This is a genomic window from Nesterenkonia lutea (assembly GCF_014873955.1).
Taxonomy (GTDB): Bacteria; Actinomycetota; Actinomycetes; order Actinomycetales; family Micrococcaceae; genus Nesterenkonia; species Nesterenkonia lutea.
The window spans coordinates 1954021-1970906 of the sequence record NZ_JADBED010000001.1 but is presented as its reverse complement, the minus strand read 5'-3'; the positions used below and the strand labels follow the sequence as shown (position 1 = coordinate 1970906).

Below are 16886 nucleotides of genomic sequence, written 5' to 3'. Positions count from 1 at the left end.
CATCCGCCTAACGCATCCCTTGAGCCTGCCGAAAGTGTGCAGTGAGCAAGGATTGCTCGACCTCTGAGGCCACGGATCGGCCGCTGTCGATTCAAGGTGCCCTGAGGGGGAGCAGTGTTTGATTCAGTGACCTCGCGCGCGTTCTCCAGCGCTCTGGACGGTCTGGCCCTGCGCCAGCGCGCCATCGCCGACAACATCGCGAATGCGAACACCCCCGGCTATCAGTCCCGCCGCGTCGCCTTTGAAGATGCGCTGGCCACCTCGGTGCGCGCAGGTGACGGCCAGGTGAACGCCTCCGAAGCCCGCTCCCTCGAGCCCACACGCCTCAACGGCAGCAACGTCAACCTCGACACCGAGACGCTGGCCAACATCGACACGGTCCTGCGCTTCCAGTTCGCCGCCCAGGCCGCCGGCGGCCAGTTCGACAGCATGCGCACCGCCCTGAGGAGCAACTGATGGCCCTGGATGCGATCGGAATCGCCGGCACAGCACTCACTGTCCACCGCAAATGGCTGGACTCCGTCTCGGACAACATCGCCAACGTCAACACCGTGCGGACCACCGACGAGGCGGCCTTTCAGGCGCGCTATGTCAGTGCGCAGGCCGACACTGCTGGGCAGGGAGTGCACGTCGCCGGTGTCGAGTACGGCGACGCCGAAGGTCGCACGGTGCACGAGCCGAACCACCCGCTGGCCGATGAGGACGGCTACGTGCGCTACCCGGACATCGACATGGCTGAACAGATGGGCAGCCTGATCATGGCGCAGCGCGGATATCAGATGAACGCCGCGGTGGTCGACCGCGCCAAAGAGACGTACCAGGCCGCACTGCAGATCGGACAGAACCGATGATCGAAGGCATCGCCCCCGCTGCAGGGGTCGCCGCCGTGTCCGGCACGGGATATGTCCCCGCGGCCGCGTCACCCGGACTCTCCGGACAGCCCCAGCGCGTCGAGGGCCCGCAGGGTGACTTCGCCGCGACGCTGGGCGGAGCCATGGACGAGGTCCAATCCATGCAATCGACCTCCCGGGAGCTCGGGGTCAAGGCGCTGACCGGCGACCTCACCGACATGCATGAGGCCACGCTGGCCTCCTCTCGAGCATCCGTGGCGCTTGAACTCGTCGCCACCGTGCGCAACCGCGGTGTCGAGGCGTTCAACGAGATCATGCGGATGCAGGCCTGATGGCGCAGGTTCCGGCGCCGCTCGCCCGCCTCGGTCAGCGGCTGCGCGAATTCACTGTGGCGCAGCGCACCATCGCCATCATCGGCGTTGCCGTCCTCGTCCTCGGCGGGTTCGCGCTGAGCACCTATATGACGCAGCCGCGCATGGCCCCGCTCTACAGCGGGCTGGACCCGGCGGACGCCTCCGCGATCGTCGAACAGCTGCGCGCCGATGGCGTTCCCTATGAGCTCACTGGGGGAGGCACCTCCGTGATGGTCCCTGAGGCTCAGGTCTACGATGCTCGGCTCAACGCGGCAGCCGACGGTCTGCCCAATGCCACCAAGGGCGGGTATTCGCTGCTCGACGAGATGGGGGTGACCTCCAGCGAGTTCCAGCAGAACGTCACCTATAAACGTGCCCTGGAGGGCGAGCTCGCCGGCACCATTGAGGCCCTCGACGCCGTGGAGCAGGCCTCGGTCACCCTGGCCATCCCCGAGGAGACGGTCTTCGTGGACTCGGCTCAGGATCCGACCGCCTCGATCTTCGTCCAGCAGGCCCCAGGCTCCACCTTCGGCGACGACCAGATCCAGTCCGTGGTGCACCTCGTGGCCGCAGCCGTGGATGGCCTGAAGCCGGACAACGTGTCCCTGGTCGACGCGGAGGGCACGCTGCTCTCCGCCGTCGGAGTCGGCGCAGCCGGTGGCAGCACTCAGCAGGCCAGCGATTACGAGGAACGGGTCACCACTGCCGTGCAGACGATGCTCGAGCAGGTCGTGGGTCGCGGCAACGCCACAGTCGCCGTGGCGGCGGAGCTCTCGATGGAATCCGCCGAGCGGCTCGAGGAGGCCTTCGAGGAGCCCCAGGACGCTCCGGCGCTGAGTGAATCCACACGCACCGAGGAGTACACCGGCACCGGAGGCGGGGCGGCCGGGGTGCTGGGCCCGGACAACATCGCGGTGCCCAATGACCAGGCCGGGGAAGGCACCTACAGTGCGGAGGAGGCGGACCGCAGCAATGCGGTGAACAAGGTGACCGAGAACCGGTCCATTCCCGCGGGGGAGCTGACCAACCAGTCAGTCTCCGTGGCCGTGGACGCAGCGGCCGCGGCAGGACTCAACGTCGCCGATCTGACCACCATGGTCAGCGATGCCGCAGGAATCGACGCGGCCCGCGGCGATGAGGTCAGCGTCTCCGTGGTGCCCTTCAGCACCGCTGACGCCGACGCCGCAGCCGAAGCCCTCGCCGCCGCCGAGGCCGCAGAGGAAGCCGAACGCCGCGCAGCCTGGCTGCAGGCGATCGCAATCGGCGGTGCCGCCGTGCTGCTGCTCGTCCTCATCCTTGCCATCGCGCTGTTCATGCGGCGCAGTCGCCATTCCCGTGAACTGGTGGACCTCGGCGAGCCCTTCCCGACCGGTGAGCTCACCGCCGGAAGGATGGCAGCCCTGGAGCCCACCGAGGAGCCAGAGTCATCTGCACTTGAGGCACCGGGAGACTACGCCACGGCCACCATCCCGCGCGTAGGCGCCGACCCCGCCGATGCGCAGCTCGCCGAATGGGACCCACAGCAACAGGCGAACAGCAAGCGCGCCGAACTCAACGGTCTGGCCACCCAGGATCCAGCTCGTATGGCTGAACACCTGCGGGCTTTGATGGAGGACAGCCGAGTATGAGCCCCTCCTTGAACTCCGCTGAGTCTCTCACCGGGACACAGAAGGTCGCCCTGGTGCTGATGCAGATGGAGCGTGCCCAAGCCTCGGAGGTGCTGCGTCACTTCTCCGAGTTTGAGGCTGATGAGGTGATCGCGGAGATCGTCAGGCTGCGTCGTGTCGACCGGAACATCGCCGAAGAGGTCATGACCGAGGTCTTCGCCGCCATCACCTCCGGGGCGCCGCTGGCGCGCGGAGGACGCGACTTCGCCGCCGGGCTGCTCAACGACACCTACGGCAGCGAACAGGCCGACGCGGTGATGAACCGGCTGGCCTCCTCCATGGCGGGGAAGTCCTTCGACTTCTTGGAAGCCGTGGACGCACAGCACATCGCCGTCCTGCTCGATGACGAGCTGCCCCAGACAGTGGCCCTGGTGCTGGCCCATCTGAAACCGGATATGGCCTCGGCCGTGCTCGCTGGGGTGGAGCCAGACAGACGCGCCGACGTGGCCACCTGTCTGGCGACAATGGGACCTGCCGCTCCCGATGCCGTGCGGACCGTGGCCGATGTCCTGAGGACCAGGATGGGGGCCGCCGCGGCGCCGAGCGAGCCGATGTCAGCTGTGGGCGGGATCGATCCGCTGGTGGAGATCATCAACCGTTCCAGCGTGGCTGTGGAGCGAGAGCTGCTGGATTCGCTGTCCGTCAAGGACCAGGAGCTCGCCGAGGAGGTCAAGTCCCGCATGCTGACCTTCGCCGACCTGGTGCGCTTCGACCCCAGGGACGTCCAGCGGGTGTTGCGAGGGATCGATCCCTCGAGCCTGGCACTGGCGCTGAAAGGCGCGCCGGAGAACGTCGCTGGGGTCGCCCGGGAGAACATCACCGAACGGACCCGCGAGATCCTCGACCACGAGATGCGCACGCTGGGACCGGTGCGCATGTCCCAGGTCGACGACGCGCGCGCGGACATCGTCCGGGTGATTCGAGAACTTGAGCACGAGGGCGCCATCACGATCCAGCGTGTGGAGGAGGAGGACACCCTTGTCGTCTGATACCACCTTCCCGGCTGAGGCCTCCTGCCCGGCCGAGACTTCCGAGGTGCACCTGCTGGACTTCGGAGCCTACGGACATCCGAAGGCCACCGAGGCCGCCTACGCAGGAGCCAGGACCCACGGCTACGCAGCAGGCTATGCCGCCGGGATGAGGGCCGCAAGCGAGGCGGCCCGGCAACAGCGCGAACAGCTGCAGGCACGCGCTGTGGCCTCCGCGCAGGAGTCCGCAGCCGCATTGCGCGCGGCCATCGCTGGCCTGGACGCTGCCGCTCGGGCATTACAGCGACAAGTCACGCCCGTGGTGGAGTCAGCGCAGAAGTCACTGGTCGACGCCGGATTGGAGCTCGCCGAGGCGATCGTTGGAACAGAGCTGCTGCAGGGCCCCCACTCCGCGCGGGCCGCTCTCGCCCGGGTGCTGGCAGAGCTGGAACCCGCCGATGTGCGCCGCGTGCGGATGCACCCGGACACTCTGGCCCAGCTGCCGAAGGACGCCGCGGAGCTGGCAGGGACCAGAATCCTGCCGGACGCCACACTTCACCCCGGTGACGCCGTGGCGGATCTTCCAGAAGGATTTCTCGACGCCCGGATCAGCACGGCGCTGCACCGCTGCCGAGCGGCGCTGCAGGCCCACCGCGCCCAGCACGAGGGATCAGGTCAGACCCTATGAGCACGTCGACGCTGGCACACTCGCAGGCTCTGCTGACATCGGCCGCCCGGCCGGTCATCGCGGGGAAGGTCAGCCGCATTCTCGGCCTCGGGGTAGAGGTGGCGGGTCTCGGAGGTGGTCGGGCGTGGAGTGCTCTGGAACCGTCGATGCCGGTCGGCGCCCTTGTCGCCATAGGCGCAGAGGGCATCCCGGCCGAAGTGGTCGCGGCCGAAGGCGGTGTCCTGCGCTGCATGCCGCTGGCACCGCTGGAGGGCGTCGCCGTGGGCGATGAGGTCCAGCGCGTCCCGGGACCGGCCCTGGTGCCAGTCGGCGCAGGGCTCATCGGACGCGTCCTCGACGGCCTGGGTCGTCCCCTGGACGGAAAAGGACCCCTGGGCGCGCACCAGCTCGTCCCGCTGGAGCAGGCTCCTCCCAATCCGATGAGTCGGCGCCGGATCGCCGAACAGCTGCAGCTCGGCATCAGGTCCATCGACGCCCTCGCCTCCATCGGGCGAGGTCAGCGCATGGGTCTCTTTGCAGGGTCAGGTGTGGGGAAGTCCTCACTGCTCTCCATGGTGGCGCGGGGCACCGAGGCTGCTGTGAACGTGATCGTCCTGGTCGGGGAACGAGGCCGCGAGGTCCGCGAGTTCCTCGAAGATGACCTGGGCGCCGAGGGCCTCGCCCGCTCTGTGGTGGTCGTGGCGACTTCCGATGAGCCGGCACAGATGCGGCTGCGTGCGGCATTCACCGGCACCCGGATCGCGGAGGACTTCCGGGCCCGGGGGAAGGACGTGCTGATGATGATGGACTCGCTGACCCGGGTGGCCATGGCGCAGCGCGAGATCGGTCTCTCCGCCGGAGAGCCTCCCGCCACCCGCGGGTATCCGCCTTCGACCTTCTCGCTGCTGGCGCGACTGCTGGAACGCGCCGGCACAGACGCTGTCGGGACGATCACGGGCATCTACACCGTGCTGGTGGACGGCGATGACCACAACGAGCCGGTCGCCGACGCCGCCCGTTCGATCCTCGACGGTCATGTGGTCCTGGACCGCGGTCTGGCGGCGAGCGGACACTACCCGCCGGTGGATGTGCTGAGCTCGATCTCCCGGGTCGCGGGCCGAGTGATCACTCCTGCCCAGGCCGAAGCCGCCACCTCGCTGCGACGTGTGCTCGCCGCTCGTCGAGCGGCGCAGGACCTGCTCGATGTGGGCGCATATCAGCGTGGCGCCAACCCGGAGGTCGATGCGGCAGTGACGCATCAGGCAGCCATCGACGGATTCCTGCGACAGTCCCTCGAGCAGAGCGTCTCGCTCGCCGTCACCTGGGATCACCTCCAGACTCTGGTCCGACACTGGGAAGGCACCTCATGAGCCGTGGGTTCGGTCTGGCAGGGCTGAAACGCCTGCGCGATCTCCGGGAGGCCGGTGCGGCAGGCCGGCTGGCAGCGGCCAATGCTGAACTGGCTCAGGGGCGTCAACGGACCCAGCGGGTCCGTGAGGAGAGCCTCGCCTCAGACGAGCAGGTCGCCACCGGCGCGGATCTGCTTGCCTTCGCCGCCGCCCGGGCTTCGAACCGCAGCATGCTCACCGAGCTGCAGACCCAGCTGGCGATCCTGCAGACCCAGGCCGAGAAGGCTGAGGCTGAACATCGGATGGCACGGCGAGACGCTGTGGTCGTGGAGAAGCTCGAGCAGCGCCACACGCAAGCCGCAGCGCGCGCCGAACTCACCGCAGAACAGGCACGACTGGATGAGGCCGCTCAGCGCGGGCACCAGGGAAGAAGGCGGGCATGAGCTTCACCGACGTCATCGGCAGGGTAGGGCAGATCGAAAGCACGATCGCACAGGTCACCGGTGCCCAGCGTCAGACCAGCGTCCAGTCCTCCAGTGCTGCGTCAACGGCACAGAGCGGCGCGCTCCAGAGCGTCATCGCTGAGGAGACCGGCACAGGGGACTCCGACTTCAACGCAATGCTGCGCACCTTGACAGGCGCGGGCAGCGGAACGGCGGGCGCCTCCGCATCAGGCGCCGCCGCCGGCGGCGGCGCCACCACCGCCGGCTCAGCTGCCTCTTCCAGCACTCCAGCCGCCAACAGCTCCTCGGCCGGCAGCACCTCCCCGGCTGCCCCGGCAGCGCGGAGCCAGAGCTTCTCCTCGGGTGGCGTGGACGGCAGCGATGTCCTCGCGCAGGCCAAGAAGTACCTGGGCGTGCCCTATGTCTGGGGCGGCACCGATCCCGACGTCGGCCTCGACTGCTCCGGACTCGTGCAGCTGGTCTTCAAGGACCTCGGGGTGAAGGTGCCGCGAGTCACCTACGACCAGCTGAAGACCGGCACTGAGATCCCGACTCTGGCAGAGGCTCGGCCAGGCGACCTGATCGTCACCCGCAATGGAGACCACATCGGGATCTACGCAGGAGACAACAAGATCCTGCACGCCCCCAAGCCCGGCAAAGACGTGGAGATTCGGGAGATGTTCGAGAAGGACGCGGACATCCTGACCATACGTCGCGTGGTGGACGCTCCGGGAGCCTCGACCGCCGGCACCGAGGGGGAGATCGCCGCGGCTCAGCGCTCGCAGTTCGAAGCTTCGCAGAGCCGCAGATCTGGAGCGAGCTCATGAACGCAGCGATGAACCTGACCTCCTCACCGAGGCTTGACGTCACCCCTGCTTCACGGCGGACCGTCACGGAGGCCGGTCGCCCCTCTGACCAGGCTCGCTCAGGGCACGCCTTTGCGCAGGCGCTCGAGTCTGCGCGGCCGCCCGGGCAGCGTGGTGCCAACAGGGAGGTAGCGACAGACGGAAGGGCCTCCGCGGACGGCGACTCGGAGACATCGCGTCCGGCGCCCGCCCCGGCATCCATCCCTGCGTCCAACAGGTCCTCCACAATCCCCGCGGCTGGCACGGCAGCATTCCGGCTCCCGAAAGCCTCGTCTGCCGCGGTCATCGACATAGGACTCGTCAGAGCGGCCGCGGCCCGCACCGAAGGTCCGGTCGACGAACACGCCGGGATCGTGACGAGGTCAGCAGGCGGTCTCGCCACGGAGTCAGCGGCTGATGAGCCGGTGGACGACGCAGGGCTGGGTCCCACGCTGACCGGAGACAGCACAGACGCGCCCACAGCAGAGCAGAAACCCTCCGCATTCTCCGTTGATGGCCAGACCGAGACGCCCACGCAGCCAGCGCCTGTTGGAGAGGCCATGCAATCGGCGCGGACAGCGCACCAGGGACCTCCAGCACAACCAGGCCACGAGACTTCCATGGTGCCGGCAGAGGCGGCGGCCGGGTCAGACGAGTCAGAACCGGCTGACCAGGCAGACCAGTCGGTCCAGCCCGACCGGCCAGACCAGTCAGACCAGGCAGACCAGTCGGTCCCAGCGGAACGGACACCGCCGACGACCCGAGTGGCACAGTCGACCCAGGCGGCGCAGTCCACCCCGGTGCTGCCGCCTGCGAGGACCGAAGAGTCGGATCGGGCCAGCGATCCCCAGGCCAGCGACTCCGGAGACCCGGGGGAGGCGGCGGGGTCCACGGACTCACAGCCGGCGACCGCTGTATCTTCAACAGCCGCTACGTCCTCAACAGCTGCATACGGCGCCCAGTCGACGCCTCAGCAGACACCGGTGGACCCTTCCCCCGACTCCGAGGTCCCGGTCCCGAGGCCTGATGTGCCGCCACTTCCCACCGCGAGCGTGCAGGCTTCTCTGACGGCTCAGGCGCCCCAGATACCCCGGCCCGGGAGACCGCCCGCCGCAGCCGAGGCAGCGTCAGCACAGACCGCGAGTGCCGGTGCCACGACGCTGGCACCAGGCTCGGCACCCACGCCGCAGCCGGGACACATCCAGCCCGCAGCGACGCCGGTCCCCACGGGCCCGCAGCCCGCAGGCACCAGCGCGCCCCCGCTGCAGGCGCAGCTGATGGGCCCGATCGCCCAGCTGGCAAGCGGCCCGGCCGGTGAGAAGGTTCTGACGGTGAACATCGCCCCGGAGAACCTCGGCCCGGTCACCGTGCGCGCCAACATCACGGGGGACGCCATGCGGATCGAGCTCTTCACCCCCCAGGACGCTGGACGCGAGGCGCTGCGTGGAATGCTCACTGACCTGCGCCGGGACCTCGCCGGGCTCGGACTGGGCTCAGGTCAGGTGAGCCTCGGGGAGGGCGAGGCGCCGTCGTCCTCTGCGGGACAGGGGCGTGGGGAGGGACAGCCCGGGGAGCGCTCACGAGACCCCTCAACTGACCACCAGCAGGCCGACGACCCGGCGACTCGAGACCCGGCGCCTGGGGACCAGTCGCCTGAGCTCGATGCGGAGCAGCTCCTCGACCAGCTGTCGAACAGAAGCACAGGACCCGCGCACACCGACTCCGCCTCAAGACTCGAGGCCCTGCATTCGGTGGGACTGGACCTCCTGGCCTGAACCGCGCGCCGCAGCCCCGACCAGCCCACCCCGTCATCGTTCATGAGGAGACCAGATGCCGATCACAGCCATAGATGGCAGCCAGCCGAGCGGCTCGACTGCCATCGACGCCGAATCAATCGATGCGGCCCGACGGGCCGGCACCGACCCGAGCCAGGCGCCGCGCGAGCTGAAGCAGACCATGGACGGCGAGGTCTTTCTGAAGCTGCTGGTCACTCAGCTGACGAACCAGGACCCCAGCTCACCCATGGACACGAACGACATGATCGCCCAGACCACCCAGCTGGCATCCATGGAGCAGCTCTCCGCACTGGCCCAGTCTCAGCAGAGCGCGCTGGGCGTGGGGCAGCGCAGCGCCGCGGCGGCGCTCATCGGACAGAGCGTGACCACCGCCCCGACCCCTGCTGACCCCGCAGTCACCGGCATCGTCACCTCCGTGACCTTCGGAGAGGGTGAGCCCCAGGTGCTCATCGACGGCACGCCCCATGCGTACTCGAGCATCGCCGCCGTCTCCGCCGCTGCGGTGCAGGACTGACCGAACGATTGCCCGCTGAAAAGTTCCGTCCCAGCCACATTCCCAGCTTCATTCCACGCTCCAGCTCCCACCGAAAGGCACACACATGCTTCGCTCACTGAACTCAGGAATCTCGGGTCTGCGCTCCCACCAGACCATGCTGGACACCACCGGCAACAACATCGCCAACGTGAACACCTCCGGCTTCAAGAGCCAGAGCACCCAGTTCCAGGACACCCTCTCCCAGATGACCCAGGGCGCCCGCGGCGCCGCGGACGAGATGGGCGGCGGGAACCCCGCGCAGGTCGGCCTCGGCGTCCAGGTGGCGGGCACCGCCACGAACTTCACCCAGGGCTCCGCCCAGTCCACCGGCCGGGCGACCGACATGATGGTCTCCGGTGACGGATTCTTCGTCCTGCGCAAAGGGGGCCAGGAGGTCCTCTCCCGGGCCGGCACCTTCGACTTCGACGCGCGCGGCCGCCTGGTCAGCCCCGATGGAGGCATCGTGCAAGGACGCATGGCCACCGACGGGCAGCTGCCTGCCGGCGGTGCCCTGCAGGACATCGTCCTCCCAGTGGGCCTGACCGCTCCTGGGACGCAGACCACCGCTGCCGCGGTGGAGGGGAACCTCCCGCAGGGCGCGGCCGCAGGGACGAACAAGACCCTCGACCGCGAGGTCTTCAACGCCGACGGCTCCAGCGACACGCTGCAGCTGAGCTTCACCCGCACCGCTGCGGGTTGGGACGTCACCGGCTCCCGCGGGGCGCAGACGACGAACGCCGCGCTGACCCAGAACGCCGACGGCACTCTCAACGGAGGGACACTCACCGTGGGCGGCGTCGATGTGGACCTCAGTGGACTCACAGGTTATGCGGGGCTGGACACCGCCTCGATCGCCGAGCAGAACGGCACCGCCGCCGGCGTGCTGCAGTCCTACACCCTCGGCGCCGACGGCACGCTGACAGGACGATTCAGCAACGGCGCCCAGCAGCCGATCGCTCAGATCATGCTGGGCCAGGTGGGCAACCCTGCCGGTCTCGAGAAGCTTGGCAGCTCCGGCTACACCGTGACAGCCAACTCCGGTGCCCTGGACTTCGTGGCCCCCGGCGCGGCCGGCGTGGGCACACTCGCCGGAGGCATGCTCGAAATGTCGAACGTGGACCTCTCCCAGGAGTTCACCAATCTGATCGTGGCCCAGCGCGGATTCCAGGCCAATGCGCGCATCATCACGACGAGCGACGAGGTGCTCCAGGAGCTCACCAACCTCAAGCGCTGAGGTTTCGGAGGGTTCGCCCTGGCTCCTGTTGGCTGAGAGAGACAGCCGAACCAGCCCTGGTGCGAACGCAGGTTCGGGTCAGGGCTGGTTCGTCTCTGTGAACTGCATGAAACTGGTGCCATCGGTCTGGCTTGGTCATGCGTAGACCCATCGCCTAGTTCTGCGCACCAGCAGTGGTGGGGCCGTGGTTCTCCCGGCGCAGCAGGTCGCCAGGTTCACAGTCGAGAGCTTGGCAGAGTGCTTCCAGGGTGGAGAATCTGATGGCCCGGGCGTGGTTGTTCTTCAGGATCGAGATGTTGGCGGGCGTGATTCCGACCTTCTGGGCCAACTCGCCCACAGACATCTGGCGTTCAGCGAGCATGACGTCGATGGCGACCCTGATGGCCATCAGACCACCCCCGCCAGTTCACTGCGGTAGTCGATTGCTTGGATCAACAGTCCACGCATGACCGCGAGAATCAACAACAGCGACACACCAAGTGCCACGGCGCCACCCAGCCCGAGCAGCGCCGGAGGTCCGCCGATCTGGACGATGAAGATCAGGTGCACGAAAACCGCTGCGGCCAGGATGGTGGTGGCGACCAGTGCAACGATGATGACGTCCACCCATTTCAACGCTGACTTATCGAAGATTCGGTCCTTTGACACCATTGAGGCTAGGCGCCACGTAGCGACCAACCCGACTTGGACTCCCACGATGGCGACGATCGCGAGAATCGCGTAGGGCGTGGTCAGCGGTTCGATCTCCGGAAACACCTCTCCGGCACTTGTTGCATTAATAGGGATCGCCACTTGGACGATGAGACTTCCCAGCAGCAGAAGACTCAGAGCAGCTCGTAGCGCCGTTGAGTAAAGAGTAGACATGTATTGATTATCAGACGCTTAATATCGATAGTCAATATATGGAGGCTTCGTGCTCATGGTGGTGGGGTGCCGGCGGTCTCGGTGAGACGGCTTCGGTCGCATAGCTCCGTGACTCCGGAGGAAGTATTGGATGACGTGGGCGCCCGTAGTTTTGTGGGACACATCGTCGCGTTCCTTCGTGGGTTCGTTCCGTCACGACTATTGGGCTCTCGAAGGAGTCGACACTCAAGGCCGGCAACTTCGGTCTACGCCGCGTCAAAGAAGGCACTAGAGGCCATCACTCGGAGCCCTGCCCTCGAGCTCGGTCCTAAGGGGATCTGGGTGAACCCCATCGCCCCCGGTCCGACCGCCACCGACGTCTACGGCGGGGTGACGTGAGACGACGAGACCATGCGCGACGCGCTTTCCCGGCAAACCCCGCTTGGCCGGGTCGGACGTCCGGAGGAGATTGTCGATGCCATCGTCGCGCTCGTCTCCGATGAGTTCCGTTGGATGACAGGGGAGCGCGTTGAACTCTCTGGCAGGGTGCTCATGTAAATGATGCTCACTGCATACCGGCGGCGCCATGGGTCGAGGGGTTTGGTCACGGATTCGCAGTGAAAGACTGATCACATGCTTTCCATCCTGTCGCTTCCGGAGCCATTGCCCACGAGAACTCGGAATTTCACACTCCGTCGGGCACGCCACGACGACCTTTCCGGACTTATGAAACTTCTCGCAGACGACGTGATCAGCGCGGGACGTGGTGACCGCGCCGTTCTGGACGACACTGTCTTATACGAGAAAGCACTCTTGGAGCTGATCGCAGACCCATCCAACGAGATCTTGGTGGTTGTCAGTGAAGATGACATTCCGTTGGCCACGATGCAACTCACCCGGATACCGGGCATGGCCCGTCGGGGCTCGACGCGACTCCTGATCGAAGCAGTGAGAGTTTCCGGCGAATACCGGTCAAGCGGTATCGGTACTGCGATGATGAAATGGGTGATCGATGTCGCTGCACCGGCTGTAGATGCCTCCCTGGTGCAACTCACATCAGACGCGAACAGGATCGACGCACACAGGTTCTACGAGCGACTAGGGTTTGTCGGTTCCCACCGCGGATTCAAGTTCCAGATCGAATAGCAAGCTGGTCGTCGATGCATCTGTAGACCGCTCCATACCCGGACGTAGGATGCTGGGGTCCCGGTACCCGTCTTCCAGAAGTGGGCGTCAGATCGTGAAGGCCAGGTCGTCTCCTACGACCCTGTTCGTTTCGTCCCACAGATCCCGGGCGACGTTCTCGTTGCGGGCCGTGCGGGATGGACGGCGGATCTTCGGGTGTCCTTTGATGCTCGCCGGACCGTCAGGACCGACGTAGGACCCACCGGGGATATTCTGCGTTGCGGCGTACAGGGTGGGGAGGGCGCCCTGTTCGACGGTGTTGAGCATCGGCCCGAGGTGGTTGATGCGGCCGGTCAGTCCGCCGGCATGCGAGGCCAGGTTGGTCTTGGCGATTCCCGGATGAGCTGTGATGGATCGCAGGTGGCTGTTAGCGGCCTTCAGGCGCCGCTGTAGTTCGTTGGAAAACAGGACGACGGCAAGTTTGGAATCGGCATAAGCGGCCAGGTCGTCGTACTTCCGGGTCTTCCAGTTCAGGTCATCCACGCGGGCACGACCGATCCGGTGGAGCTGGGACGAGAGGGATACGACGCGGTCCGTGATGTGAGGTAGGAGCGCGCTCGTCAGGGCGAACGGGCCGAAGTAGTTTGTCGCAATCTGCAGCTCGAGCCCATCAGGGGTGTAGGTGAGGGGGACCTGCATGATGCCGGCGTTGTTGATCAGCACATCGACCGGTTCCGACCAGCTCCGGCCGAACTGGCGGACAGATGCTAGGTCCGCGACGTCGAGGTGGCGGACCTCGATCCGCCCCTTCGTGGGCCCTATGCCGCGGACGATGTCCGCCGCTTTCTGCTCGTTTCGGACTGCTATGACCACGTGTGCGCCGACGCGGGCGAGCTCGCGCGTGGTCACCTCACCGAGTCCTGCCGTGGCTCCTGTCACTACAATCGTTTTTCCGGTCAGGTCCGGCAGATCCGCCGTCGTCCATTTTGTGCTCATTCTTTACTCTTTTCCGTTCATTTGTGTTCGGCTAGATTCGAATGGTGTGGCCATCGGCGGGTGGCGCGGTGACGTGGGGCAACGCTACGGAGAGGGTCAGCCACGAGGAAGGGCCCGCCTATCCTCTGACTGCTGGACAGTGGTCGGGCTACCAGTCGTGCGGGAAACTACCCATATGGATAAAAGCGCGCTGGCCGAGTTCCTACGTTCAAGGCGGGAGAAGCTTCAACCCGAGGACGTTGGTCTCATCAGGGGTCAGCGGCGTCGAACGCCAGGGCTTCGCCGGGAGGAAGTCGCGGCCTTGACAGGAATGTCCAGTGACTACTACTCACGGACGGAACGCGGTCACAGTCCGAAACCCTCGGAGCAGATGGTCACGGCTCTGGCGCGCGGTCTGCGCCTGTCCCTGGATGACCGCGACTACCTGTTCCAGGTGGTGGGCTACGGAACTGCACCGCGTGTACGCCGCACAGACCACGTCAACGTGGGCCTCATGCGCGTGGTGGACAGGCTCACGGACACCCCCGCCATCGTCCTGAACTCTCTGGGTGAGACCCTGTTCCAGACCCAGCCAGGATTGGCGCTATTGGGTGACCAGCGGACACACCAAGGACTGGCCCGCAGTGTCATATACCGGTGGTTCACCAACGACGCTGAGCGAAAGCTGTACCCGGTCGAGGAGCATCCCAAGCACTCGAGGGTCCTCGCCTCCCAGCTGCGGGAGGTGCTCACACGAGAAGGGCCCCGATCGCGTGCAGCCGATATCGTCGACGCGCTACAGGGTTGCAGCACGGAGTTCACGGAAGTATGGGCCGAACACGTCGTGGGATGGCGGTACAGCGAACAAAAAATCCTCCTCCACCCCGAACTCGGAGAGTTGACCGTCTACTGCCAAAGTCTCCTGGACCCCGAACAGATCCAGACACTGCTCGTCTTCACCGCGACCCCCGGCACCGAGAGCCACGACAAGCTGCAATTGCTCTCCGTCATCGGAACCCAGAAGCTGAGCCCCTCGAAAAGTGCCAGCGTGTGAAGCGTTGTCAGTAGCTGGTGGTGCGGTGCTCTTCAGCAACGCGTCCTGGTCCGTAATGGAGGTGCGTGCATACCCGAAAAGGTGGCCCATGAGGAGAACGCGACAAAACTCCACCACCAGCGATCGTAGCGGAACGGGAATTCCGGGACTGGACTCCGTGACAAGATCCACCGCCCCGCCGCACTCGCTGGGCGAGGACGCACGGAGCTTGACGAGTGGAAGCTAGTGGTAGTAGCTTTAGGCTATTACCATTAGCCACTGGGGGAAGACATGCTTGAGTACTTGACAATCGGAGAAGGCACCATCGCCTTCGATATCGAAGGATCGGGTCCGTTGGTGGTCCTGGCTCACGGAATGGGTGACACTCGTCGTTCTTACCGGTTCCTTGTCCCGGAGTTGGTCGCCGCGGGCTACCGCGTCGCGAACGTCGACATCCGCGGTTGTGGGGACTCCAGCGCCACCGGCTGGTTGGGCTACACCCGGGCGGACATCGCCGGTGATCTGGTTGCGGTCGTGCGACACCTCGGCGGTCCTGCTGTCATCGTCGGTCAATCCATCAGCGGAGGTGCGGCCACCATCGCCGCGGCGACTGCGCCTGAGCTGTTCGTCGGCGTTGTTGAGCTCGCCCCGTTCACTCGTAAGCAGTCCTTCGACCTGCTCGGGACGCTTCGCAGCAAGCGCGTCCGCAACGGTGCGACTCAACTCATGAAAGTCATGATGAGCAGCAGCCTCAAGGGGTGGATGGCCTACCTCGACATCGCCATCCCGACGAAGCCTGCCGACTGGGCGCACGAACGCGCCTACATTGAGGCCATGCTGCGCGAACCCGACCGGATGGCTGTTCTGAACGCCATGACGAAGACCTCCCCGGTCGACGCCGGCGAGCACCTCGCGGGGGTGCGATGCCCGGTACTCATCGTGGAGGGCAGCGCCGACCCGGACTGGGTCGACCCGCGGGCTGAGGGCGAGAAGATCATCGCCGACCTCTCCGAGGGGCTCGGTGAACTCGCGGTCATCGACGGCGCCGGCCACTATCCGCACGCTGAAACGCCGAAGGAAGTCCTCGCGCTGCTGCTACCCTTCCTTCGCAACACCCTGACGAGCGCAGCGACCAATGCCTAGGGTCGGACTGGTTTCCTCCACGGTCACCGCGGCCGCAGCGGACGTCGCAGACGAGATCGGCCTCTCACAGCTCAGTATGAGCCTCGTCGCCGAACGCCTCGGGGTGAAGGCGCCATCGCTCTACAAGCACGTCAACGGTCTCGCCGATCTCACCCACCGCATCGCCGCCCTGGGTGCCGTCGAACTCGGAGACGCCCTCCGCGACGCAATGCAAGGTCTCGCGGGTCGGGACGCACTTGCTGCGGCAGCCCAGACCGTTCGCACTTACGTCAAAGAACACCCCGGTCGATACGCAGCGACCACAGGCGCCTCGCCCACCGGCACGGACGATCCCCTGGCTGTCGCGCTGGACCGCACTCTGGAGTCGTTCGCGGCAGTTCTTCGCGCATACCGACTCGACCCCGGCGAGCAGATCCATGCCATGCGAATGCTCCGCAGCATCCTCCACGGATTCGCCACGCTGGAATCCAGTAACGGGTTCCAGCTGGACGCCGACATCGACGACAGCTTCACCTGGATGATCACCTTCGTCGATCGCGGCCTCACCGCCGCAGGAGCACCATGACACGCACGCGGGCGATGCCAACGGTTGCGGGGCACACCCGACGAGCGTCGCCACACCGCCCGCCCGGTCACGACTACGCCCGTGGGGCCGTTCGGTTTGTCGTAGAGATCATCGCCTGGATCGCCACCGCCTGGGCGCTGTGGCCACACTCGATCCTGCTCGCGATCGCCGCGGTCGCGGTTCTGGTCGCGCTTCCCGCGGTCTTCGGCACTCCCGGGGACCGACCAGGTGGAGACGCCCCGGTCTCGGCCCCGGGCGGCGTCACCGTCCTCATCGTGTTCATTCACCTCGGTGCCGCGGCGACCGCCGCTTGGGCGGTCTGGCCGTTTTGGGTCGCCGTCGGCGTTACCGCGCTCTGCATCACAGTGGTCTTCACCGAACAGACGCGGTGGGAGGCCCTCAACCGAAGTCGCCGATGACCCGACGGTCCGGTTAGTCTGCCAGCTAGTCAACGCTGCGGTCGTGCCAAGCAGCGGCGAGCAGCATTTCTCCAG

20 protein-coding genes and 1 pseudogene are annotated in these 16886 nt (G+C 66.4%); 18 read left to right on the top strand and 3 right to left on the bottom strand.

Going from position 1 to position 16886, the window contains the following annotated elements:
- The first annotated feature begins 114 nt into the window (after positions 1-114).
- From flgB to H4W27_RS08950, 12 genes are all read left to right on the top strand, one after another.
- Positions 115-456 (top strand): flagellar basal body rod protein FlgB, encoded by a 342-nt coding sequence (gene flgB, locus H4W27_RS09005; RefSeq protein ID WP_192595629.1) that lies wholly within the window; start codon positions 115-117, stop codon positions 454-456.
- Positions 456-851, top strand: a complete 396-nt coding sequence (flgC, locus tag H4W27_RS09000; protein ID WP_192595628.1) for a flagellar basal body rod protein FlgC — start codon at positions 456-458, stop codon at positions 849-851. The genes flgB and flgC overlap by 1 nt, the downstream gene beginning before the upstream one ends.
- On the top strand, positions 848-1183 hold the full coding sequence (gene fliE / locus H4W27_RS08995; RefSeq protein ID WP_192595627.1) for a flagellar hook-basal body complex protein FliE: 336 nt from the start codon (positions 848-850) through the stop codon (positions 1181-1183). Before flgC ends, fliE begins: the two co-directional genes overlap by 4 nt.
- A complete protein-coding gene (gene fliF, locus H4W27_RS08990; RefSeq protein ID WP_192595626.1) occupies positions 1183-2832 on the top strand; it encodes a flagellar basal-body MS-ring/collar protein FliF in 1650 nt (549 codons plus the stop codon). Before fliE ends, fliF begins: the two co-directional genes overlap by 1 nt.
- Positions 2829-3860: a flagellar motor switch protein FliG gene (gene fliG / locus H4W27_RS08985; protein WP_192595625.1), complete on the top strand. Its 1032-nt coding sequence runs from the start codon at positions 2829-2831 to the stop codon at positions 3858-3860. Before fliF ends, fliG begins: the two co-directional genes overlap by 4 nt.
- Complete coding sequence (locus H4W27_RS08980) at positions 3850-4527, top strand: FliH/SctL family protein (protein ID WP_192595624.1); 678 nt, start codon at positions 3850-3852, stop codon at positions 4525-4527. Before fliG ends, H4W27_RS08980 begins: the two co-directional genes overlap by 11 nt.
- Positions 4524-5876, top strand: a complete 1353-nt coding sequence (locus tag H4W27_RS08975; protein ID WP_192595623.1) for a FliI/YscN family ATPase — start codon at positions 4524-4526, stop codon at positions 5874-5876. Before H4W27_RS08980 ends, H4W27_RS08975 begins: the two co-directional genes overlap by 4 nt.
- A complete protein-coding gene (locus tag H4W27_RS08970) occupies positions 5873-6298 on the top strand; it encodes a flagellar FliJ family protein (RefSeq protein ID WP_192595622.1) in 426 nt (141 codons plus the stop codon). The genes H4W27_RS08975 and H4W27_RS08970 overlap by 4 nt, the downstream gene beginning before the upstream one ends.
- Positions 6295-7125 (top strand): C40 family peptidase, encoded by an 831-nt coding sequence (locus H4W27_RS13870; protein ID WP_192595621.1) that lies wholly within the window; start codon positions 6295-6297, stop codon positions 7123-7125. Before H4W27_RS08970 ends, H4W27_RS13870 begins: the two co-directional genes overlap by 4 nt.
- 782 nt (positions 7126-7907) lie before the next feature.
- Positions 7908-8918, top strand: a complete 1011-nt coding sequence (locus H4W27_RS13865; RefSeq protein ID WP_192595620.1) for a flagellar hook-length control protein FliK — start codon at positions 7908-7910, stop codon at positions 8916-8918.
- Between the two features lie 55 nt (positions 8919-8973).
- Complete coding sequence (locus H4W27_RS08955; protein ID WP_192595619.1) at positions 8974-9453, top strand: flagellar hook assembly protein FlgD; 480 nt, start codon at positions 8974-8976, stop codon at positions 9451-9453.
- Between the two features lie 85 nt (positions 9454-9538).
- Complete coding sequence (locus H4W27_RS08950; protein WP_192595618.1) at positions 9539-10708, top strand: flagellar hook protein FlgE; 1170 nt, start codon at positions 9539-9541, stop codon at positions 10706-10708.
- Positions 10709-10862: 154 nt separating this feature from the next.
- Here H4W27_RS08950 and H4W27_RS08945 read toward each other — a convergent pair whose 3' ends face one another.
- Positions 10863-11096, bottom strand: coding sequence for a helix-turn-helix domain-containing protein (locus H4W27_RS08945; protein ID WP_192595617.1), 234 nt, complete (start codon positions 11094-11096; stop codon positions 10863-10865).
- Positions 11096-11572, bottom strand: a complete 477-nt coding sequence (locus H4W27_RS08940; protein ID WP_192595616.1) for a DUF2975 domain-containing protein — start codon at positions 11570-11572, stop codon at positions 11096-11098. The genes H4W27_RS08945 and H4W27_RS08940 overlap by 1 nt, the downstream gene beginning before the upstream one ends.
- A 66-nt stretch (positions 11573-11638) precedes the next feature.
- Between H4W27_RS08940 and H4W27_RS13950 the strand changes: the two are divergent.
- Together H4W27_RS13950 and H4W27_RS08930 are read left to right on the top strand one after the other, a co-directional pair.
- Positions 11639-12109: pseudogene (locus tag H4W27_RS13950) on the top strand (SDR family oxidoreductase).
- Between the two features lie 75 nt (positions 12110-12184).
- Positions 12185-12697, top strand: a complete 513-nt coding sequence (locus H4W27_RS08930; RefSeq protein ID WP_192595615.1) for a GNAT family N-acetyltransferase — start codon at positions 12185-12187, stop codon at positions 12695-12697.
- 87 nt (positions 12698-12784) lie between these two features.
- Here the strand turns inward: H4W27_RS08930 and H4W27_RS08925 are convergent, their stop codons facing one another.
- On the bottom strand, positions 12785-13672 hold the full coding sequence (locus H4W27_RS08925) for an SDR family NAD(P)-dependent oxidoreductase (RefSeq protein WP_192595614.1): 888 nt from the start codon (positions 13670-13672) through the stop codon (positions 12785-12787).
- Positions 13673-13847: 175 nt separating this feature from the next.
- Between H4W27_RS08925 and H4W27_RS08920 the strand changes: the two genes are divergently transcribed.
- The 4 genes from H4W27_RS08920 (at position 13848) to H4W27_RS08905 (ending at position 16811) form a co-directional block, all read left to right on the top strand.
- Complete coding sequence (locus tag H4W27_RS08920) at positions 13848-14705, top strand: helix-turn-helix transcriptional regulator (RefSeq protein WP_192596524.1); 858 nt, start codon at positions 13848-13850, stop codon at positions 14703-14705.
- 270 nt (positions 14706-14975) lie between these two features.
- Positions 14976-15827 (top strand): alpha/beta fold hydrolase, encoded by an 852-nt coding sequence (locus tag H4W27_RS08915; RefSeq protein WP_192595613.1) that lies wholly within the window; start codon positions 14976-14978, stop codon positions 15825-15827.
- Entirely contained in the window at positions 15820-16392 is a 573-nt protein-coding gene (locus tag H4W27_RS08910; protein WP_192595612.1) for a TetR-like C-terminal domain-containing protein, read from the top strand. The genes H4W27_RS08915 and H4W27_RS08910 overlap by 8 nt, the downstream gene beginning before the upstream one ends.
- Entirely contained in the window at positions 16389-16811 is a 423-nt protein-coding gene (locus H4W27_RS08905; RefSeq protein ID WP_225939066.1) for a hypothetical protein, read from the top strand. The genes H4W27_RS08910 and H4W27_RS08905 overlap by 4 nt, the downstream gene beginning before the upstream one ends.
- The last annotated feature ends 75 nt before the right edge of the window (positions 16812-16886 follow it).